Annotated in this window: 23 protein-coding genes and 1 tRNA gene; 2 read left to right on the top strand and 22 right to left on the bottom strand. The window is 31.7% G+C overall.

What is annotated here, in order from left to right; genetic code table 11:
- Window positions 1-26: 26 nt before the first annotated feature.
- The gene (locus tag CXF68_RS09340; protein WP_028887627.1) at window positions 27-410 is read right to left on the bottom strand and encodes an START-like domain-containing protein; all 384 of its coding nucleotides are present in this window, start codon (window positions 408-410) and stop codon (window positions 27-29) included.
- A gap of 104 nt (window positions 411-514) precedes the next feature.
- Between CXF68_RS09340 and CXF68_RS09335 the strand changes: the two genes are divergently transcribed.
- Window positions 515-588: transfer RNA gene (locus CXF68_RS09335), tRNA-Met, on the top strand.
- Window positions 589-710: 122 nt separating this feature from the next.
- Complete coding sequence (locus tag CXF68_RS09330; RefSeq protein WP_101044090.1) at window positions 711-1,889, top strand: site-specific integrase; 1,179 nt, start codon at window positions 711-713, stop codon at window positions 1,887-1,889.
- An 11-nt stretch (window positions 1,890-1,900) separates the two neighbouring features.
- On the opposite strand, the gene CXF68_RS09325 is transcribed toward CXF68_RS09330, so the two are convergent.
- From CXF68_RS09325 to CXF68_RS09220, 21 genes are all read right to left on the bottom strand, one after another.
- Window positions 1,901-4,327 carry a hypothetical protein gene (locus CXF68_RS09325; protein ID WP_101044089.1) on the bottom strand — a complete coding sequence of 809 codons (2,427 nt, stop codon included), beginning with the start codon at window positions 4,325-4,327 and terminating at the stop codon, window positions 1,901-1,903.
- Window positions 4,328-4,333: 6 nt separating this feature from the next.
- On the bottom strand, window positions 4,334-5,383 hold the full coding sequence (locus tag CXF68_RS09320; protein ID WP_101044088.1) for a hypothetical protein: 1,050 nt from the start codon (window positions 5,381-5,383) through the stop codon (window positions 4,334-4,336).
- A complete protein-coding gene (locus CXF68_RS09315; RefSeq protein ID WP_101044087.1) occupies window positions 5,380-8,829 on the bottom strand; it encodes a phage tail tape measure protein in 3,450 nt (1,149 codons plus the stop codon). The genes CXF68_RS09320 and CXF68_RS09315 overlap by 4 nt, the downstream gene beginning before the upstream one ends.
- A 4-nt stretch (window positions 8,830-8,833) precedes the next feature.
- A complete protein-coding gene (locus tag CXF68_RS09310; RefSeq protein ID WP_101044086.1) occupies window positions 8,834-9,286 on the bottom strand; it encodes a hypothetical protein in 453 nt (150 codons plus the stop codon).
- A gap of 71 nt (window positions 9,287-9,357) precedes the next feature.
- Complete coding sequence (locus tag CXF68_RS09305) at window positions 9,358-9,873, bottom strand: hypothetical protein (RefSeq protein WP_101044085.1); 516 nt, start codon at window positions 9,871-9,873, stop codon at window positions 9,358-9,360.
- Entirely contained in the window at window positions 9,857-10,645 is a 789-nt protein-coding gene (locus tag CXF68_RS09300; protein WP_101044084.1) for a hypothetical protein, read from the bottom strand. The genes CXF68_RS09305 and CXF68_RS09300 overlap by 17 nt, the downstream gene beginning before the upstream one ends.
- A gap of 2 nt (window positions 10,646-10,647) precedes the next feature.
- On the bottom strand, window positions 10,648-11,172 hold the full coding sequence (locus tag CXF68_RS09295; protein WP_101044083.1) for a hypothetical protein: 525 nt from the start codon (window positions 11,170-11,172) through the stop codon (window positions 10,648-10,650).
- The gene (locus CXF68_RS09290; protein ID WP_101044082.1) at window positions 11,169-11,645 is read right to left on the bottom strand and encodes a hypothetical protein; all 477 of its coding nucleotides are present in this window, start codon (window positions 11,643-11,645) and stop codon (window positions 11,169-11,171) included. The genes CXF68_RS09295 and CXF68_RS09290 overlap by 4 nt, the downstream gene beginning before the upstream one ends.
- A gap of 192 nt (window positions 11,646-11,837) precedes the next feature.
- Complete coding sequence (locus CXF68_RS09280) at window positions 11,838-12,134, bottom strand: hypothetical protein (RefSeq protein WP_101044080.1); 297 nt, start codon at window positions 12,132-12,134, stop codon at window positions 11,838-11,840.
- A gap of 10 nt (window positions 12,135-12,144) precedes the next feature.
- A complete protein-coding gene (locus CXF68_RS09275; RefSeq protein WP_101044079.1) occupies window positions 12,145-13,056 on the bottom strand; it encodes a hypothetical protein in 912 nt (303 codons plus the stop codon).
- Window positions 13,057-13,092: 36 nt separating this feature from the next.
- Entirely contained in the window at window positions 13,093-13,548 is a 456-nt protein-coding gene (locus CXF68_RS09270; RefSeq protein WP_101044078.1) for a hypothetical protein, read from the bottom strand.
- A gap of 43 nt (window positions 13,549-13,591) precedes the next feature.
- Window positions 13,592-14,557: a DUF6712 family protein gene (locus CXF68_RS09265; RefSeq protein ID WP_101044077.1), complete on the bottom strand. Its 966-nt coding sequence runs from the start codon at window positions 14,555-14,557 to the stop codon at window positions 13,592-13,594.
- Complete coding sequence (locus CXF68_RS09260) at window positions 14,554-15,888, bottom strand: hypothetical protein (protein WP_232771632.1); 1,335 nt, start codon at window positions 15,886-15,888, stop codon at window positions 14,554-14,556. Before CXF68_RS09260 ends, CXF68_RS09265 begins: the two co-directional genes overlap by 4 nt.
- Window positions 15,888-16,229, bottom strand: a complete 342-nt coding sequence (locus tag CXF68_RS09255; RefSeq protein WP_101044075.1) for a hypothetical protein — start codon at window positions 16,227-16,229, stop codon at window positions 15,888-15,890. Before CXF68_RS09255 ends, CXF68_RS09260 begins: the two co-directional genes overlap by 1 nt.
- A gap of 300 nt (window positions 16,230-16,529) precedes the next feature.
- Window positions 16,530-18,062 (bottom strand): hypothetical protein, encoded by a 1,533-nt coding sequence (locus tag CXF68_RS09250; protein ID WP_232771631.1) that lies wholly within the window; start codon window positions 18,060-18,062, stop codon window positions 16,530-16,532.
- Complete coding sequence (locus CXF68_RS09245; RefSeq protein ID WP_101044074.1) at window positions 18,043-18,627, bottom strand: hypothetical protein; 585 nt, start codon at window positions 18,625-18,627, stop codon at window positions 18,043-18,045. Before CXF68_RS09245 ends, CXF68_RS09250 begins: the two co-directional genes overlap by 20 nt.
- A 2-nt stretch (window positions 18,628-18,629) precedes the next feature.
- On the bottom strand, window positions 18,630-19,349 hold the full coding sequence (locus CXF68_RS09240; protein ID WP_101044073.1) for a hypothetical protein: 720 nt from the start codon (window positions 19,347-19,349) through the stop codon (window positions 18,630-18,632).
- A gap of 154 nt (window positions 19,350-19,503) precedes the next feature.
- Window positions 19,504-20,343: a DNA methyltransferase gene (locus tag CXF68_RS09235; RefSeq protein WP_101044072.1), complete on the bottom strand. Its 840-nt coding sequence runs from the start codon at window positions 20,341-20,343 to the stop codon at window positions 19,504-19,506.
- Window positions 20,344-20,640: 297 nt separating this feature from the next.
- Complete coding sequence (locus CXF68_RS09230; RefSeq protein ID WP_198553783.1) at window positions 20,641-21,225, bottom strand: hypothetical protein; 585 nt, start codon at window positions 21,223-21,225, stop codon at window positions 20,641-20,643.
- An 18-nt stretch (window positions 21,226-21,243) separates the two neighbouring features.
- Window positions 21,244-21,483 (bottom strand): hypothetical protein, encoded by a 240-nt coding sequence (locus CXF68_RS09225; RefSeq protein ID WP_101044070.1) that lies wholly within the window; start codon window positions 21,481-21,483, stop codon window positions 21,244-21,246.
- Window positions 21,484-21,494: 11 nt separating this feature from the next.
- Complete coding sequence (locus CXF68_RS09220; protein ID WP_101044069.1) at window positions 21,495-22,496, bottom strand: hypothetical protein; 1,002 nt, start codon at window positions 22,494-22,496, stop codon at window positions 21,495-21,497.
- Window positions 22,497-22,503 lie beyond the last annotated feature (7 nt).

Genomic DNA, 22,503 nt, shown 5'->3' with positions numbered 1-22,503 from the left:
GAGTTTTTAATTATCTAGCATAAAAACTATGCTCCTATGCTATTCTTTAAACTATCTATTTGGCTTTCCCACAACATTTTTGCTTCTTCTACCTCGTCTTCATCATCAGCAAAATCGGTAATAATTACCACTACATCTTTCGTTAATGGGTCTACTTCTATCTTAAATTCAAAATAACTTTCATCATTTTCACTCTCTACCCACTTAAATTTTATGCGCTCATTGGCTTTTTTTGCTAAAATTTTAGCTTCCTCCTCCGAGTCGTCCCAGGTAAAAGTGATTAGTTTTCCGCGAGAATTTACTCTATCTGCAAACCATTCTTCTAATCCTGAAGGAGTTGCCAAACTATTATATAACATACTTGGTGAAGCATGTATAGGGAACTCTAATTCAAACTTTACTTTTGTCATTTTGTTTTTCTTAAGGTGGCAATATATATCTTTATTTTTTCAAAAAAAAATTACATTTTACTGTTGCGTATAAGTAAATAAGTTCTATATTTGCACCCGCAAACGGCGAGATAGCTCAGTTGGTTAGAGCGCAGGATTCATAACCCTGAGGTCGGCAGTTCAAATCTGCTTCTCGCTACATAAACTCTGAAACCCTTTTAAAAAAGGGTTCTCAGAGTTTTTTCATTAAAAAAGCGTGTCAAAAACTCGCCAATTGGTATTCATTTTACAGTCAAATCAACAATTTGATGTAAAAAAAAAATGTCAAAACCTCAATTCCCAAAAAAACTTATTCCTTTTATTGATTATATTCCTGCAGAACTTAAAGAAAATAAGACCTGGGAAATAATATATTACGCTATTGACCCTTACGAAGTAGACCCTAATAAAAAACTTAAACGTAAGAGAAATAGAGTAAAAAAAATTGAAAATAAAACAGAGAGAAGGAAACATGCTGTAAGAATAATAGCAAACTTAAATTCAAAACTACAAACAGGCTGGACTCCTTTTATTCAAGATCAGAATATAAAATCATTTGCAAACCTTTTTGACGTATTCGACATCTTCATTAAACAAATTGAACAACAAATTATTAAAGGCGCACTTAGAGAAGACACCTTACGTGCTTATAAAAGCTATATCAATAACTTAAAAGAGTTTTTAAAAAAAGAAAAAAAACAAGATTGTTTTGTTACTGATTTTAATGAAACCTTAAGTAGAGATTTTTTAGATATGATTTTCTATCAACGAAAAAACTCGGCAAGAACTCACAATAATTATTTAGCTTTTATAGGAATATTTACAAGATGGCTAATTAAAAGACGATATATTAATGTTGATTTTACAAGTCTACTTTCAAAAATTAAGCAAAATGAAAAAAAGAGAACTATTATACCCAAAACTGAAAGAGAATTAATCTTTAACCATTTAAAAAAAACCAATTACCACTATGGAGTTCTTTGCCAAACCGCATTTTACTGCTTAATAAGACGTACCGAACTCACTAAATTAAAAGTGAAGGACGTTATACTTTCTAACGGAATAATAAACGTTCCTGCTGAAGCTAGTAAAAATAGAAAATCACAAATAGTCACAATCCCCTTAGACATTATGACAATTTTAGCAAAACACCTTAGCAAAGCAAACAACTCTGATTATTTATTTTCTGCTGATAGTTTTAAACCTGGCTCACAAAAAGGAGATCCGAAAAAAATATCAGATACCTGGACAAAACTACGTAAAGAATTAAAATTCAACCAAACATATCAATGGTATAGCTTAAAAGATACTGGTATAACAAATTACCTTCAATTAGGTATCCCAACTATTGATGTAAAAAATCAAGCTCGTCATTACTCTATTAAACAAACTGAAGAATACCTACCCAAAAATATCTTTAAAGCAATAGGAAACATACAAAGTGCAAAATTAAATTTTTGAAGCAAAACGAGTTATAGTGGAACATTCCAAACATTACCTTTCCAAAGTGTTATTTCTGTAGAGGTATAAATTTTACCTTCAATGACTGTCGTACAACTCATAGAATAAACGCCATCCCTCGTAGGAGTTTTAATGTAATGCGATTTTGTTAAATCTGTAAGTGTATAATATTCTCTTGAAACGACTACACCTTGAAGATTTGATTTTGCTAATTCAAATGTTAACTCTGTTGGTGCAATGCCGTCAAATTCAAATCTATATTTAAAAAAGTCTCTAATACCCAAAACACCCCCGACAACATCCAAATGAATTAGTTTAATCTTTTGCATATTAACATAAGGCACATGAATATGATGATGATACATTTTATTAGATACTACAGAACCATCAAAGTTAGTTGCCTGTAACTCCCACCATGCAGTCTTGTAAGCTTCTAGATAAAAGATACTAACAGTTCCTTTTTCTTGATCAGCAACATTATATTCAAAATATTCTTTCCCTGTATATTCAATTCCCAAATCAGGGTTTTGCTTTAACTGTTTTGCTATCATTCGACCATTAAAAGCTGTAAAATTAACTAAAGTGTAATGCAGGTAATAACTAAAGGTATTACGAGTTAAACTGTTTAATATTATTTCTTTTTCAGGGTTTGAAACAACAAAATCAGTATTAGATACAGCACCATTTCTTAAAATATTCCTTAAAGTCATTTGAACCTTTATTAACTCATTGTTCGAGAGTGAATAATCTATTTTAGTAACTGCATATTGTATCGTATCATAATATATTTTATGTTTTTTGCCAAGTTGCTCAACAACGGTCTGAGGTAAATAAGCGTCCGCTTGAATGGTAGACGAATTATTTAATAAAAATAACCAATCCCTCCAGGCAATATTATACAAACTACCTAAAGACTCATCTAATTTTAAAGACTTATCCTCAAAGAACTCAATTACCTCATTACCTCCATCATAAATAGCGAGTGTAACACCATCTTTATCAAACTCACCTTTATTACTATAATTAGTTTTAAAAACGTTTGCAATACTTCCTGTTTTCCCGTTACTCGGCTCATCGGCATAAGAAATTTTGTATTCGCCTACCGTGTTGTTTTTTAAAGACTTTTGTTTAAAAATATAGTCCGTTAAATCGACATAATCAAAATTAGAAAGAAACTTCGTATTATAATTCATTGCGACAACCTTTCGCTGTTCGTCTATATCTATTTTTAAGTTTCTGAATTGCTTTAAGTTGTTCAGTAAATCCAAAAAAGACCAGTCTGGCACATATCTTTTTAAATCGACTGTTGGATGAAAAAGCACCGCTTTTTTTTCGGTATAAGAATTTCCTTTTATTATAAATTCACCAGAATTAGGCGTTGCTGAGTTTTGATGAGAGTACAAAAAAACAAGATTTTCAGTTTTATTTTCTTCTGTAACTTCAAATTCAAAAGAGCCTTTAAAATCTTCTGTTTCTATTGTTTCAGAATATAATGTTTCACTACCTCTTAGAACCAAAGCAGAAACACTAACCCCCGCAGCATTATTAACCCCTTTCAAATTTAATTCTACTGAAAACGTCCCTTTCTCTAATTTATAGTGAGTAATAATGTGTTGTTTAGAGCCGTTTGTCATATTATTAATAGGCATTACATATCCTGCATTTATAGGAAACAAAGTGTTATTATGTACTTTAGGTACTATTATTATTTTCTCATTAAAAGAGTCATTTTTAAAGTCTCCTTCTAACTTCCAACCTATACTTTTTAACGGTTTTTCAACTAATGCCATCAAGTAAGGCATAGGGTTTAAAGACATATAATCCAACGATCTATAAAAATTTAAAGCAGCTGATTTATATAAATTATTTGTTTGTAAATCGGTACCGAATAACTCCCTAAAGTTTAGAGGTGTATTAGGTTTTAAAATTCCCTCTTCTTTAAAAAAATCAGGAATTGACATTGCAGGAAAACAAAAATCAACTTCTGGGTATTTTTTTAAAGCATGAATATTTACAGCATCCATAAAAGTCTTAGGGTCTATAGGAGCGTTTACAGTTTCACTATATGGTATTTGTGTACCGAAATAATGATTCCCAAAAAAACTAGAAATTGATGTTTTTATTATAGTTAATAATTCAGATCCGAATCTGATATTACATTTTCGAGATCCTTTTAAATAGTCTGTAATGATTAAAAAACCTTTGTGTGTTTCAGTCCCAAACTGCACTAAAACTTCAAACTCTTTATTTCTTCCCATAGTAGATAAATGTCTATTTCCAAAATTCCTAACGGCAACAATATCTTCTTTTATTAAAAATGGGTATTTAGAATGAAAAACTGAAAAATCAGTAGAAAAAGCATTGTTTTCTTTTGTTATATTTATTGATGATTTCACAACATTTATTTCTTCTCCAGAAGTGCTATATATTTTAATCATTTTATTCTATTGGTAGTTATAAGTATCGTTCGTTAATGGAAATTCTGACTGTTTTAACTCGATATATTCCTGGTAATAATTTTTACTTGAATCACCTGCAGAAGCTTTTTTTGTTATTGCAACAAACGGTAAGAAGACACCATCTTTTAAGTAGAAAACCTTTTTACTTTCATTGAATAAAGAAAGTAAAGGCAACTGATTTTCTAGTAAGAAATGAGAATATATTTTAACAGTATGGGTTTTGCTTAAATCTACCTGATGCACTACATCATTATAATCGTTAATGATATTTCTTTTATATGAATTAGTAGCTGTTTTCTTACCAAACAACTCCACATATTCATAAATATTTATATTATTTAGTACGTAAAACTGCTCAATATCATAAGCTCTTAAAACAGCAAACTGTATTATCTGCTCAATAGTCTTATGGCCATCTGTAAAAGTTATTATTGCTACATCATCCAAATTAGAAATAGTACTAAAATCAAAGTCAAAATAAAAAACACCCTTCTTTAAATTTGTTTTTTTAAGGTTGTAAATTTCTGCAATTCCACTTATTATTTTTATATCAAGTTCAGGGGCATTTAGCCATAAAGGAACGCGAATAACACTTTTTTTAGTTACAGATACAACGTCCGGTAATATTGATAATTTTTGTAAATTAATTGAACTATCAAAGGATTGTTTTTCATTGGATGAAAGCACGTAAAAATTAGGTAAAACAAAAGTAGAAACAACTTCTTCAGCCCCAATAACAACCTCCTTTAATTCAATAATTACCTTTTTTAATAAATCACTTTTTCGCATTAATCCGTTCGTAGTAACCTTTTCAAAATCAACTTTAAAAAAGTCTAAAAATAAGTTTTGCAAATTCACTTTTAAATTTGTTGGTGTATATCTACCCCAAATTTGACTTATAATCTCACCTGTATCTAAAGTTACTTTAGCTGTTATGTAATGCGAAGCATCTAAATCTGTTGACACTTCGAAAATGATAGGATTGGTTGTTAAAAAAACGGTGTCTTTTTTTGGTATTTGTACTGCTGTTATCATGGTTGTATTATGCCGTTATTAGTTGCTGAATCTATTTCACTAAGCAATTCGGTTAAATCCTCTGCTTCTGAATAACCAAATTTTATATTCGCTTTTATCCCTTTAATTAAAGTTGCGTTTAAATCTATTAATACAGATACTAATTGACTATTTACCACAGATGAAGTTCCTGGTATATTTACATCTTCTTCTATTTCTTCGCTTGAAGAAGTAGAAACACTTGTATTACCTCCGTTATAATGCCCTGTTAACCTGCCTCGTTCGGCCTCTAAATAAGATAGTGTTTTTGCATATTTTGGGTTAGAAGTCATTATCTCAGGCATTACCCATTCGTTCGCGTGAACATACCCAGTTATTTTACCGTCACCATCATAAGCAATCGCTTGATCACCTGTATTACCTCCTTTAAAAAAACCTTTATCTGGCATAGGTGCTGACAATATCATTCCTGCCTGTATAGCTCCCATTCCTGCAATAATTCCCGCCCATGGCATACCACCTGTAAGCGGAAAAGAAGCAACCGCTTTCATTATTCCCGATGCTGTATTTGAAGCAACATTAAATAAGGCACTTATACGTTCTCTTTTCGCTCTTTTATATTCTATTTCAGCCTTTTTCTTATCTAATTTAAGATCTAGCTCTTCAATTTTTTCGTTATAGACTTCTTGACTTATAGCGCCATTATCTAATTGTTCTTTTAAAGCTTTCTTTTTCTTGTTATTTGATTGTTCAAGCTTTTGAAGTTGCTTGTCTTCAGCTTGAGAAACAAATTTATTATACATACCCCAGGCTTCCTGTAAGCCTTTTAAGACACCAACTAAAGCACCCATTTTTTTAGCAGAAGTATCTAATTTTCCGAAAACGTCCTCCCACTGTTCAGGACTAGAGCCAAGGATATCTAAACCTGAATCTGCCGCTTCTTCTTCTTTTTCTTCTTCACCTCCTGCAATTTCTTTTTTAGCCAGACCAACCTCAGACAGTTTTAATTTAACTTCTTCTAATCTTTCCGTTAAAGCTTCTTTTTGCTCGTCAGTTAAAACACTATCTGATAAACTCGCCTGTGTGACTTCTACAGATAATACTTTAATTAACTTTTGTAAATATTCAGCCTTTTTAGTTAACTCTGCCTGTTCATGTTGTCTTTTCAAAGCGCTTTTAGCTTCTTCTAGTGTCGTTATTTTGGTTAATTGCTCTTTACTTAAACTATCCTTAAGTAATGCTTTAGCTGCTTCAAATTCAACAACACCATTTAAGAAATTATTAAACACTTTTTGTCTAATTCTTTTCTCAGAATCGTAGTTTTTAGAAATAGCAGCAATATTTTTATCAGCCTCTCCCGCTTTTAATTTGACCATATTTACCTGATGTAATTTTAGTAAAATTTCCTTTACCTTTAAATCATCTTTGCTTAAATCAATTTCTTTTTTACCATAAAGACCTGCTAATTTTAAATTTTCTTCATAAGTTATTTTTTCTTGCTCCATAAGACTTTTTGAAGCAAATAGTACTTCATCTTTATATTTCTGTTGAGACTTCAAAAGACTATCTTTTAATTTTTTATCACTTTTTATTTTAGATTCATAAAGCTTTTTAGATTTTTTAATTTGCGCCTCTATCTTCTTTTTTAATTCCTGATCTGTTAAACTTGCAATATTTTTAATTTTCAATTTAGCTGCAGTAGCTTCTAATATCTTTCTTGCTGATATTTGCTCCGAGGTTTTAACAGTAGCTGCTTCTTCTTTTTTACTCAGCTTGTCTAAATAATCACCATTGTGAGCATCTAAAATTACCTGATGTTTTACTAATTCTTCTTGTATTATTTTTAAACGAGCTTGACGTTTCCTGATTTCATCTTCACTAACTTTTTCCTCTGAAACAATAAGCCTATCTGTTTTCGTAATCGTATGCTTAACCCTTACAATATCACCGTCTTTATTTCTATTTTTTAAAATAGCTTTGTTTTTTTCGAGCTCTTTGTTTAATTCAGACAATTTATCTTTCTGCTCCTCAATTACTTCTGAGTTTTTATGATTAAGCAATATTTTTTGAGTTTTAATAAAATCTTTCGCTTTCTCAGAATTAATATCTAAGGCATTACCATAATCATCAAATGCTGTAATTGCAGTTGGAACAATACCTCCAATTTTACCAATAACCACCTTTAACCGATCTTGTTCTTCTTTTGTTAAAGATGTTTTAGCTGTTAAATTATCGTATTCTGAAATAAGCGGTACCAAATTTTTATCTAAATCATTAACAGCCTTTGCTTGTGCATCAAATGATTTAATCGACTCTAAAGAGGAATCTTTTACACCTGTTAAAGTTCCAAGTAAATCTGCTGAAACCATCTTAAATGCACTAAACACCATAGATAAAGAACTTCCTGTACCTGTTAATCGAATCATTACATTGTTTAGAGCTTCATTTGCATCAGCTTCTAACTTTTTAGCTCTTACATAATCATTTGTTTTAGCAGACAAGTTGCCTAAACTTAAATCAATCTTATGTAAATTAGAAATGTAACGAAGCCCTGCATCCTCCCCTGCTCCTCCAAAAATATTGGCAATTGCTTCTCCTACAACTTTACTTTGAGGCGGTAAGGTTGACATTCTTTTAGAAACTTGTTGTATAACATCAAAAGTTGTTTTACTACCGTTTTTAAGTTCTTGAAGTATTGTTTCAGAACTTAACCCAATAGCGTCTAATGCTTCCGCTGCTGAATCAGGCATTTCACGCAAACGTAAATTAGCCTCTTTTATACTGTCAATTCCTTTATCTGAATAAATCCCCAACTTTACTTCCTGCGTCATTAAAGCAATAGCTTCTTCAGCTGCAAAACCTGTTTCTTTTAATAACTCGGGATATTCTTTCACTTTGTCTAAAAAATCATTGTTGGCATCCGCTCCTTCCAGATATCCTTCTTTTATTAAATCTAAGGCTTCAGAAAAACCAATACCCATAGATTTAGAAAAGTTATTTGCTGCTTCCGACATTTTATCGGTATCTGCATTAAAAGTAGTCGCTAAAGCTTTTAATTTAGCCGTTGCTTGATTTAAGGAGACACCTTGTAATTTGGTTATTTGAGATAATGTCCCTTTCAACTTTCTTAAAACTCCAACCTGAGACACAATTGTTTTAAAAAAAGAAACAACGGCACCAATAGAAAAAGCGGAAAGAATTAACGATTTTAAATTCGTTGTACTCTTTTTCATTTTTTCAACACCAGAAGTCGTACCATGAATTGCATCCTTTAGCTTCGTGAAATGGGCTTTTGCTTTTTTAAGTTCAGCTGCTTTTTTTATAAACTCATCCGTTCCTGGTGTTAACAAACTTAATTGCCCTTTTAATTTACCAACAGAACGACCAACCTCCCTTAAGTTGTTCTTAATTTGTTTACCGTTTATCTCTATCGAAATATCCCAAATTCCCTTTTTTTTAATCGCCATTACGCTATATTTTAATATCAGATTGCATAAAAGAAATTGCAACTTCTTTCATTCTTAATTTTCCTATTTCATTAAATAAATGTTTAAAAGCACCACTTTTTAAAATAGCTTCTTCCATAAAAGGAATACGTCTCAGAATAAAACCGTGATCTTTTACCGTATAAAATGTATTTGTTTTTTCAATTCTACGAGTATGTGCAGAACGTTCAGACGCTCCCTGTTCTAAAACAAACCCGTGAAGCATCATTGATGTAGATATTCTAAATAAACGAACATTACCCATTATAGGTTTAACTTTCACAGTTCTATCTAATGCCTCTTCAGACATAGACCTTGCATAAAAATTAATAGCATTTATCTCTGAAACAAGGCTATCTCTAATCATTTTAGAAGCTCGTAAACCTATTTTTCTTTCAGCTTTTCTTATTTCTTTTAGCGTTACCACGGGTTTCTTCATACAGCTAAAATATACCTACTCTAAAACGTGTGTTAGGACAAAAAAAAACCACTCTAGTAGAGTGGTTTTTATTACTTCCATTTAGATATATCTACAGAAGTTTTAAATTTGGGATTCAAAGAAAATTCACACCGATAACCATATAAGTTGTTTGCTGTAACGGGTCCTATTTTCGTAAAAGAAAAAGATAGTTTTTTTAAAACAGAATACCATGGGTTCGGGGCATTATTTACAAAAGGAATAGAAGCATCTAAAATTAATTTCCGCATTACTTCAAATCCTATTTCTAAACAATGGTTTAATACTTCGTTTTGCGCTTGTTGGTTATCTATTTCATATGTTTCAACACCTTCTTTCCCTAAGATGTTAAAGCCACAATTCCAATCTAAATGCAAATTACTTTCTTCATTACTTGGAACTACAGTTGGGCTTTCATACGTCATTAAAGTAACGTTATAACCTTCTCTTACGGCTACAGAAAAATCAAAAAACTCAGCTAAATTCCATTTATAATGAGATTTTATACCTGTGTGGCTTTCTCCAATTTCTGCTAATTTATTTATAATGTCATTATGCGTTAGTGCCATCTTTGGGTATGGTTTTTAGCTTTTCAGCGTAGTAATCTAAAAAAGTGTAAATATTGGTCGTAAAGTTCTCTTTATAAGTACCAAAAATACCATTGTCAGCAACCGCCATTATCAGCTTATTAATATTTGCAGACGTTAGTTTTTTAGGGGGTTTATCCTCTGTTTTTGGAGCGGGGTAAATAATCTTATATTTCTCTAAAGAAGCTATATAATCTTTACAGCCTTTATAAGATAATGCCATTGAATATAAAAAACCAACAGGTACATTTTTAAAATCCTGAACTAAAAAAGGTAGTTGATTTTTATCTAGATCAGCACGGATTATTTTTTGATCAGAATATAGTACAGCAGCCAACCAACGCAAAGCAGGAACTCCATAACCTGCAGCTTTATTATTGATGTTGTTTTGAAAGCTTAAAAATAAATCTTCACACATTGAAAACTCCCCGATCGTTAAATTAGTTAATCTGTCTGCAGGTGCATAATACGTTTTTCTGTTTGCTTTTACTTCGCTAATAAATCGTGTCAGATTTTGTTTTGTGTAAAAATTCAGGTACAGATTTTTTATATCAATCATCGGTACATTTTTTAAAAGTAACTTGATTTTTATTCTAAGCTTCAATTTATACCAAGCATACTTATTTAATATTTTAAATAATGCTACATCAAAAAGAATATCACTTGTTTCAGAGAAAAAAAGTATCGCAATTTTATTTAATTGTATATCTGTTAATTCGTTCCAAGAAGTAGGCATTTTAAACTTTAACTTCATAACTATTTTATTAATATAGCCTTTAAAATAGCTTTGTTCTGATTCAGTGTTTTATACATAAAAAAAGTCATTATGAAGAAAACTAACACCATTCCAAGAACAATATACAGTAGTATTTCAGGCATTATTTTCTCTTCCTTTTTCTTTGTTTTATTCTTTTCGTCAATTGCTATTTCCGAAGAATCTTGAATATTGGTTTGTTCTTCTATCCTTCGAAAAACCTCGTCTGCTAAACATTTCACATCAACACTTCCATCTGGTTTATAGTAAACAGTTTTCGTTAATCCTCCGTCTTTATACTTTTGAATAAATGCCTTTAATTCTCCACTGTCTGTTCTAGGGCGTTCATCCAAGGGGGTTATAGGAGCTTCTAAAATTCCCCCTGGTCTTTTTTCTTCTGTTACTTTCGTGGTTTGAGTACGAACATCTTTTTTTATATCAGTACTCTTTTTGTCTTTTGTAAAGTCTTTTGTAACACTACACGAGCATAAAAAGACAATTATTAATAAGTGAATTACATTTTTCATACATTAAATAAATATACTTTCGGGTTTCTTTTAAGATACTTTGTATCAATATGAACCCATGTTATAAACTTTCCGTTTTTCTTTCGTTCTAAGCGTATTTTATAGGGGAATTTATGTTGATTGGCTATAATTAATCTACGTACTTCGTTTGCAGAAATACCTTCAAAAATCACATCAAATGCACAGCCTAATACATGGCCGCTTAAATACAACCTTCGCTTTAAAAAATAGAATCTAAACAACTGTTGTAAGTTGGTTCTTAGTCCTCGTTGTTGGTATTTTCCACCCCAATACCAATCATTTATGGTGGCTTTTCTTCCTACAAGTACACGCAATACCAATAATGTATGCAATGCTTCTGTTTGTAAGAACTGCCACGAATCTTCACCGTACTTTTTATACGTTTTTCTTCCTACAAGCTCATAAACTTGAAAGTATTGTTTCAGTAATTCTATTACTTTATCTCTGGTCATTTTCTTGTAAAATATTTAAAAATAAAATGAAACAAAGCTTTAAAATACACCTTCCAACTTTTTTTATACTTCACATCTATTACATTCATTTTCAACATTGATAAGTGATAAATAATAATACACAACGAGCCAAAGCCCGTCATATAATTACCACCACTAACAAAGAGAAACCCAACCATTAAAAGATCTATTTTATAACTCATTATCTGCTTTTGTTTTTGTTAGTTTTTCAAAGCCTAAAATCAAGGTTTTAGTAATTAATGCTAAAAACTCTATTAAGATTCTTGGCCGAGCAATTAGCAGCATAAAAATTCCTGCTAAAATTAATTCTGGATTTACTTTGTAATCTTTACTTACTAAAATTAATTCGCCTGAGATATATTTTATCATTTGAAAACTCATTCCAATCAAACCGATTATTAAGAAAAAAACATATCCTATAATGTGATTTAAGCTCTTTGTTTTTAAATCTTTCAGAGGGTTACTCATTGTTCTTAATTTAAAAAGTGGTTAATGCTGTTCTTTTCCAAGTGTTAGAAGCGATGCACATATAAATAAAATCTTCATCATACCTTATCTGACCAGGTAATCCTACAGCAGTTGAAGAAGTAGGTGCATTATTTATATTGGTGAGTCTCAATTCATTTACCCAAAGTTCTTTATTTAGGTTAATAATATCTCTATCATAACGTCCAGGGTTAGAAATCCCCATTTCTGTCTTTAAAAACTCTAAGGTTACAAGTGTTCTTTTTTTATCTGGTGAAGTAAAATTCCAATTATTAATTATCTTTTCATAAGATAATTCTGGGGCGCTTACCACTCCATTTTTTAAAACAACAAGGCCGTTTTTTCTTTCTACAGATGATTTTCCAATACCAACAACGAATTGCAAGTCTGATGCTTTCCAAGCTGTTCTATCGCCATGAATCATAACATTATTCAGCCCTAATGTTATCTGACCAAAAGACGAACCTGCTAAATTTCTTCCTGCATTAAAAGAATAATCTGCTTTGCTTATGTTTTCCCCACCTCTACTAGTATCATAAGAAGCTAAAGAAACAGCCCCTTTTCCTTGGGTGTAATACTGTACAGGATGATTCCCTAAAGTAATATCGTGATTAATTCTAAAAGCTCCTTTTGTCTCGAATAAAAGTAAGTTTTGAGTAATTGAAGGAATTTCAGGTTTAAAATCGCTCAAATCTGTTTGAGTAACTAAATCCAAATCCTTAATAAAATCAGTTGTTGAGATAAAATAGTTCAGTTTATTCTTACTACCTTTTAATAAAGGTATTTTAGCTACTGTTGTACTTTGTTTTGCTTTGGGGAATTTCACCCCTCTATTAAAATCTGATTGCGCAAAAAAAGTGATGCTAATTAATAAAAAAGCAAGTGTTAAAAATTTTGTTTTCATTTTGGTTTTAATTTTTGAATTATTATTAAATTATTTTTAGTTTTCTTCCTCACCCGTATTTATAATTCCAGATACAATTTCCCACGAAGTACCTTTCGTTGGGTCTCCTAATAAATACCTACTAACGGGCGCAAATGCTGTTTTTGAAATAGCTCTATTTAAAGCCAAATCACCTTTAACCATTACCTCTTTTACTCCGTAAATTGGATAATAATCAGCTTTAAATCCATCTATATAGATCGTATTATTTATTACAGAAGAGTCCATAACTATTTTCCATTTATCTTTTACAAATTCATCAGGAATTGATTTTGTAACAAAAGGAAAATCTCCGATATACTGATAAATTTTATTACTATAGATTCTTAAAATAATACCTCCTAATAACTGTTCAGAAACCCAAGGACGAATTACTAAATTTGAAGTATCACTAATTGAAACGGAGGTAGTCATGCCATTACCATTACTGTAAGCGATTGTTGTTTTATTCATATTGTAAAATTCTAGTTTATTTGATTTTTAAAGTAGGACAGTTTTAAATCCCTATAATTCCACCTTTCGAAATGAATTTAGGTTTCTTCCTTTCTCTTGAATTTTTATAGGAAGGAAAAACTGTTGGGTTTAATTTTATAAGTTCTAATGCTTCATTTAGAAACTGTTTTGCATCATGTGCTGTATCCTCTTTTTGCTTTAAGATATAAGTATCTAATTTTTTAGCTCCCGAAAAATTCCTTTCATAATCAAGTACATCAAAACGAAGTTGAAAACCAGAAGCTTCTTGAAAATACATCCCACTTCCTAAAGTATTCGATACGGTAAAAAGTACTATCGCATCTTGTACACCTTCGTAAACTGCTGTAAATACTTGTTTTTCTTCTTCCGAAAATGAGGTGGTGTCTTTTGTTTTTAATTGGCTTAAAACGGCATCCGTTACTGAGGGGTTTATATATTTTTTCTCACAACGATACAAGTCCGGTACTAATGATAAAAAGGTTTGTGTGCTATTAAAAATATTATAGGTTTTCTGAAAATCAGCGGTGCTATTTATCAATAGTTTTTTTTGCCTAGTAAACGCTTTTGAGTTTTTCCAAGCTGTAAATTTATCCTCGTTATCTTCCAATAACATTAATAAATCATCCAAGGCGGTTAAACCTGTTCTTTTATACAAGCGCAATGCATCCCGAATATCCGTTTTTGCAGCACTTTGTTGTTGTTTTGGTGCAACGACATGAACACCTGCAGAAGTTACCTGCATAGCTGCTACATTTAAGAAACTATACATTGATAAATTAACTTCTACCTCTAAAGCTAAATCAACAGCTTCAAGTATAATTGTATCCGAATCTTTATAGTTTAAAAGCGTTTGATATTGCTGTTTAGAGATGTATTTATACAAGTGATCTTTTACTGCTCGCTTTAAAAACGGCTTGATTTTATCAAAATGAAAACCACTATTAACTTCTGCAAACCTTTTTATATCTGCTGTTGTTTTTGCTATCATACGTTTACTGCTTTTTTAGATCCTGTCGGATTTTTATCCAAACTTGTTAAAATAGTATCCTCAAAAGCTCCTATTAAATCAGCATCCCATCCATTATAATCTTGAATGAATTGAAAACTTTCTAGTGTCGTTTCTCGTTTTGGTTTTTGACGAGCCGTTAGAATAGTCCAAGCTTCTCTTTTATCGCTTCCACCTCCTAAACTCGCTGTACCTAAACCGATAAGTGTAGGGTCTACTGTTAGAGCTGCTATTATCTCCAACGTTGCCGCAGTACCATCAGGTAAAAAAGCACCTTCTTTTAACTTATCATCTATTGTTGTTATTTTTAGTCCAGAAACTTGTTTTCCATCTTGGTCATACATCATAGAAAAAACAGTCTTCTGCGAGTTCTCATTTCCGCTAAGATTTTCGTTTAAGAAATTCGCAAATTCTTGCCGTATTTCATCTTTTTCTTCAACGGAATAATCTTCCCAATCTTCCGCATATTTTTTCTCGAAATACTTATCGTGAATTTCGATGTGCTTGTTAATGGTAGATTGATTTTTAAACAATGCTTTTTTAAACTCTGGGATTGAATTCGCGATATCAATCCACTTACTATAATAGGCAGAATGCCATGAAGCTATTGGGTAATAACTTTCATCTAGCATTGGATAAAACAACGGCCTAATAAAGTTTGTTATTTTGTTTTTCTTGCAATATTCTTTCACCTTTTCTGCGGGCATATAACTATCTATAAGCGGAATATCTTTTGAATATTTAGAGCTTAAATCAACTGAATCTGCCCATTTTGTAGACAACCAAACATTACCAATAGTACCGTCGTCCTTCATCTCTTCAAAGCGACAATGAGCGGATTTTTGCCTACGTACTAATTCTATTTTATTTTTATCATTACTTAAAACATATTCCGGGAACGCAATTGCGAAATATTCCAAATCAGTAATGCTTTCTTTATAGAATCTTGGCATTTGATTTGTTCTAAAAAACTTATAAATCTCTGGGTATTTTCTTAAACTTACCTGTGTTAATTTTCGCTTTTCTTCGTTGTTTTTATCTTCTTCAAAAGTTTCTTTCATTAAAACAAAACCACCGCCATAATGAGCATCACGCACCACTTGTAAACCTGAAGTAGTAGGACAATTTCTCTTTACTGCAGCTAAAAGTTGCTGCGGGAAATTGTTCTTCTTACCCCATAAAGCAATATTTTTTTCTGCATCTGGTGTCTTTACTGAAACTTTAGTAACTTGATTAGCCGAATCTTTTTTATTGAATTTCACCACTGTAGTACCGTTGGCTATAATTCCAATATCTCCGTACATTTCCATCATTAATATTGCATTTTTTTTCCGTTAAACGTATCTATTAACCGAATATGAATTTTTTTAATATCTCCATTTTCGAGTTCTATATTTCGGGTTCTATTTTTAAAATGATTTGGCTGTTTTGAAAGTCTTGCTGCTGACTGAGCAGCAATTAACAATGATGCCGCTGAAAGATTCTTTACCTTTTTACCAACGAGTAACCTTGCTTTATCGTAGTGCTTAAGCGAACCACCTTTTTTACTTTGCCTATTTAAAGACCACACAGAAACAGAAAAAGGAAATGGGTTGCCATCCTTATCTTTTTTATTTATTTCCTGTAAAACTTCACGTAAAGAGATTACTTCCATACTGCTAAAGTATAGCGAGTCTAAATCCTGTGGTAGGACAAAAAAAAGGAGTATTTAAAAATGATAAAAAGTATAAAAAACAACAGTGAGCAATCGTTTTTAATAAAAAAATGAGCTGTTTTAATGTAAAAAACATCAAAATTCAGCTCACTTTATCATTTTAAAAAAATCAACTAATTACACATCAGTAAGTTACGTGTTTTTTTTGACATCTTTTTTATCATTTAAAGAGTGTCGACTACGCCAGACCCTTAGAAAATTGACAATTGTCAAAAAGCAAAAACCTCGGTAATATGAAAGTCACTCCCCCATATAGTCAGTAATCGACCAGGACTCACGCTCACCATCAAGCAGGTCATGGAACAGCTCCCACACAGGGATATCAAAAGCATCTGACAGGTGTGTTGTGTGCTCTTGCTTCATTGACGCATTACGTTCATCCTTCTTTAACTTTTGAATACCATTCTTACCTTCTGTTGCTTCCGCACGTTCTAAAGAAATGATCAGGTTTTTATTATTGTGTTCGTTGATCTCAATAGATGGGAACCTACTCGAGGATGCTTTAAACATTAAGTTGTTCAACATATACTTTGCATTGTGAGAGGCTGCAGGCCTCCCCTTAGACTTATCCGACACCTTCCATCCTCGTTGTTTAAGGAAGTACTTTGCTTGGTCACCATAGGTCATATCTTTACCGTCCTTCATACGCTGATTACCATCATGCCCATAGTATAAGTGTACACGTTTAACCTCTAAAGGCGCATAATAATCACAAAAATCTTCCACAATATCTTCTAATGTTTTAGGGTAATAACAATGAAAGGATCTTAACACCTTGTACCTGCTCTTTAAATTCTGACTTACTACTGCAGATAAGAACAGCCCCCAATCTAGCGATAGTATCAGCGGGGTATCTTTTACAATATCATTGTCTTGTTTACAGTTAAGATCCTTTGCTGTATAGCCTTGGATTATCCCTTCCAGATAGTCATTATCATAATCTGTATAAAGGTTCTTCTTATTGAATTGAGGATAAAAACCGTTCAGTATTTCTTTAGGCCTAATGTTTAATATCTCAGCGTTATAAATTAGTTCTGATGGGCTTTCTTCCTTCATTTCATCAAACCATTCAGGACGTAAATTCCGCTTATTTACCAAAGAAGATGCTTTAATATAAGCGTACTTCTTCCAATTCTTAAAGATTTTGTTTTTAATCTTCACTTCTATTTCAGTAAACCAACGCCCTTTTTTAGTTAATGGTGTTGAAGAAACATAGATTTCACAACCTAACAGCGTCGCTTTAGGAAAACGTGCCGACTTCGCTCTATTGGTCGTCTTAACATTGTAAAACAGTTTGTCAGGATCAAACAATGCCGCTTCATCTCCCAAAACACCATAGGCATTTAAACCACGCCCAGAATTGGGGTTATCTAAAGAAACTAATTGAAAGATGGCCCCATTTGAGAAGTGAATAATATTCTCCCATTTATCGGGTGCCTGGATAGGTTCTGCAAATCCAAAACGTTTTCCGTTTTTGCCGACTACATAATCTACATCTTCATACAGCCCTAAAACAGCCAAACCTTCTTTTGTACTTGGTAGCGTTCTTGCTAGTATTTGCTGATAGGTAGAACCAACCAACGCAAAAGATGCACCGGGCATTTGTTTCACCATCTTCTTCATAAAGAAAGCCAGGATAAAAGACTTTCCTGTTCCGCGACCCCACTCTAAATAGATCTTCGTTTTTTTTAAAACGGTTACGGCTAAAAACGCCACCATTTGGGCAGCGTTTAGTATAATTTCTCTATATTTTTTATTCGTCTTCCTCTTCATTTTCTTCAATTATTTCATTAAAAGAAATATCTTCTATGGTTAATTTATTGAAATCAATCACTCCTTCTTCTAAGTGATTTTTAATAACCATTGCTACTTCTTTTGGTATCATAAACTTGTCTGGTTTATTTTCTAATTTCTCAGGGTTAAAACTTAATGCTTCATCTTCTTCTCCTAATAATTCTCGCATTTCTTTAAAATAAAAAACGGCCGTTTTTGCATCTTTAGCTGTTTTGGCTTCGCTAAAATTTTGTTTTGCCATTTCAAACAACATCGCTTTTTGTCCTGCGATACTTGCTTTTAAAACTTTACCAAATAATGATTGAGATTCACGGATATACCGATACGCTTGCGCCTGTTTTATATCGTAAGCTTGCATTAACATATTACGGGTAAAAGTGGGTGTATTACCTGATACTAAAGAGGTCCACGTTGCAAGTAACCGTTCGTTTACTTGTTGTTGTTTTTCCGTTAATTCTATCTCATCGGGTGCTTTATAATGCAGCCATATTTTATCAAAAGTGCTGTCTTTAACACTTATTTTAGGGTGTTTTTCAGGTAACATTTTTATGCTTTTTGGTTTGTTATAATTAAATTATTTAGCCTATCTACATCCAGTTTTAACTTGATTATATGGGCTTTTTTATCTCCGATTTTACGCTCGTACTTTTGTTTACCTGCTATTAAATTAGATTTCTTGTAGTTGGAGTTTAGCAACTGTAAACGCTCTTTTGCCCTGGTTAAGGAGCTTCTTCTACTCGTTCGAGTTAAAAGCAAATCGGTTTCACTCATGAGCGAAAAATCTTCGTTTTTTGTTTCTAAAATCCTTCCGTGCTCTTTATAATAATCAAGTAGCTCCCAAGTCTTTTCTATGCTATCAAATAGGCCTTCAATTTGAATACAAAAAGACAATGCTTTGTCGTGTTCATGAGGTTTCAATGCTGTTAATTGTAAGTGTAAACTTGTGGCTTTGTAGTAATTGTCTTTTTGCGCTCGATACGATTCGTGTAGTTCAAAAGGCAATTCTTTTAATAATACTTTACGGTAAACTTTTTCTTCAGAAATAAAGACAGGTGCTATTGGTGATGCTAAGCGTTTTTCAGCTTTTACCTCAATAGTCGCAGCTATATTTTTTTGAAGTTCATATCTGAGTTTTACAAAATTTGATTTGGTTTCTTTTTGCGTAAAATTTTTAAGTAAAAGCTTATTATGCTTCGAAAGTTGAGCATACAACAAAATGCCGTCTTTATAATTCCCTTTGTTTTCAATCCATTTTTTGATATCCATCGGGTAAAATTCACCATAGAAAAACGATTATAAAAGGACATAAAAAAAACGATTCACATGGAATCCATAATCGCAAAAATGAAAAAGTAAAATTTGAAGTCAAAGTAGTGCCTCTATTAAAAAAAGTAATAGAGGCTACTAATTAAGGTTATTTTTAGGTTGTAGTAGTTTTATAACGCTTATGAAGCATAATATCTGTATAACTGCTTTTATAAGTTGCAACATTATTTCTATAAACAACCTTAGCTTTATTAAAAGGATTTTTCCCTCCCGTATTCGTTTCAATCCACTCACAAAGCTCTATAACACTAGATTTGTTTGATGTAAAATAAATATAATTTGTGTCTTTCAATACTTTTAATACATCTAAATAATCAGCAAGCTTCCAATAATTATTATAAGTAGAGCAATCCGTTGATAAATATGGTGGATCGACTAAAAAGACAACATTTTTAACCTGCTGAAAATTATTAAACAACTCTTTATAGTCATACTTTACAAATTCAACATCTTGTAAATAGCCTGTTGCATCATAGTTTGATTTTCTTACATTATTGTAAAACTTCGGTTTTTTAAGAGCCTCTAACGAATCAACGTAAACCATACTAAAGAGCAGGTTTGAAGATAAGGATATGTAATCTACAAACCCAGCTTTATCAGCTTTAGCAACTACTGCTAATATCTTTGCTTTTATATCTTCTGGTATTATTTGGTCCCTCAACACCCCTTCTACTAAAACTCTTAAATCACATAAAAGTTTATTAGTCATTGGAATAGCATTTAAACGCTGTTTAAAATTATCATAATCATTATAAATAACTTTAGCTTTTGGATTTTCTTTCTTAACTGTATGACTTAACAAACCACTACCTCCAAATAAATCTACATAGATTGCATCCTTTGGGTACGTTTTTAATACTTCTTTGAACTGTTTAATAAAACCCCGTTTTTGACCTTGAAACGGTAAAGGCGCATTCGCAAAATTTTTACTCATTTATTATTCTTATTTTAATTACTATTCTTATTTTTGGTGCTCCTACACCTTATTAATAAGCAAAGAACCAACGACAACCAGAAGACATTGTCCTCCAGTAGCCGTTGGCTCTGAGTTTAAAAAGGTGTAGGAATTTTTTTAATGCTGGAGGGCTTCTTTTTTCCCTTCATGATTTCAACTGTTCCAGTTCCTAAAGTTGGTGGTATTCCAAACGGTATAACTATTAATAGTTGATTTTCTTGTAATCATTTTTTTTCAGTTTCTGCCTAAATAAACCTACTTAGAGTTATTAAATATTTACGGTTTTACAGGCTTTGGTTTAGGTGTAACAGCAAGATCTGCTTGCATAACGATAGCACCTCCATAAACAGGAGCTTCAACAATGTTTTTATCCATAAAGATAAAAGTACAACTGTTTTCTCCTTCATATTCTGGGGCAATCTTAGACGCTCCTTCCGAATACGTTGCAGGATACTTATTATGCCCTAATTGACGATACACACCACTTCCTGCTTCACGTACCAAAACTAACAAAGGTGTTTTTCCTTTGTATAATCTTCTTGCTCCTAAAACTGCAGGATCTGTTCCTTCAACAACAACAGTTACTTTGTTTTCAAAAGCTTGTTTTTGATCACCGATTAAATTGCTTTCTAATCCGTTTTTGTCTTGAATACCTCTAAGAAGCGTAAAACCAAAACCTGGTTTAAAAACATGATCACCTAAAACAATAGCCAAAGAAGCTGTACTTAATACCTTAGCACTATTTAAAGCGGGTACTTCCGCTATATTAATTAAATAACTCATTGGAGCTACTAGTATGTCCAAGTGGCTTAAACCTCCTGTTGGCTCTATACTAGTACCTCCAATTTCTTCAATTTTCATTTCCATAATTTTATTAGTTTATAATTTTTCAATAAAAAATGAACGCCCATAAATAAGTTCTTCCATTAACTTAGTTTTCTCTATTAATTCAGATAATTTATAAACCCCATTACTTACTTTTAATGGATTAGGAGTGTTTTTAGAAAACCCCCACTTCACCCCATCTTCTGTTTCAAAATAAATCGATTTTTCAGTTTCTCCTTCAATAGTTACTTCTTCAAGAGTTAACTCTTCTTGCTTGTCTATATCATCAACCATTCCTGTAATTATTAATCGTTTAATTGTTCCATACTATAATACAACTTGTTTAAATCTTCATTATTTAAACCTGTTTTCTTTACCCCTCCAAAATCAGCTAAAAAAATTAATTCATTAATCGCAAAATCATAACCCAAATGAAATTCCATAAAGATTTTTAATACGTAATCTTGAATTTGAGTTTGAGTGATTAATGGCGGGTTATCTATTACATCAACCAATTTTAACATGTTATCTTCAACAGTTGAAAAAATCACATTATCTGGTAAATTATCTAGCCCAACAATTTCCCATTTATAAGTTTCTGTTACATTTAGTCTTGAATCATTAAAACCTGTATGATCTCCATATTTTTCAATAAAGGAATCTTGATGCATTAATCGTACATTTTCTGAACAAAAAATTCTCTTTACTTTTTTTCTAACTTTACTAGGAACACTTCTTTCAAAATCTTTAAACTCTTCTAAAATATTTAGTGAAGTTGGAGTATTTAAAGAAATTGTAAAAAGAGGATTCTTAGTATTAACTTGAGCTATAGATAATACTTTTGCTATACCATTTAAAGAATAACCGAATTCACCATCTGCTTTACCTCCATCTCTATCACCAATTATAGACAAATCACTTATATCATCTATTACTTTTTCTAATAACTCAGCTATAATAACTTTAGAAATTGGTTGCTCTTCTGGTGTTTTCCCTTCAATTTTAAGATCACTTAACCAGGTATTGTAAATTTCATCTACAATAATTTCTAAATTTACTTTTTGTCTAAAATTCTGTAAAACTTTCGCTTTAAATTGCATTTCACCTAAAGCTTGCCATTCTGCTTTAAAACCTTGAACAACCCTACCAAATACTTTATGAAACTGGGGGTATTTTCCTTTAATTTGCGATACTTTTTTACAATATTTATCTAACTGTACTTCGTCTGAATATACACCACTAGTAATTACACTAGTATTTTTCTTAATGTATTCATCTAATTCAGCTTTAACACTCTCTACTTTCATGTTTTTA

Source organism: Tenacibaculum sp. Bg11-29 (genome assembly GCF_002836595.1).
GTDB lineage: Bacteria > Bacteroidota > Bacteroidia > Flavobacteriales > Flavobacteriaceae > Polaribacter.
Note: the sequence above shows the minus strand (reverse complement) of the source record. Positions and strands in the feature narration are given on the sequence as shown.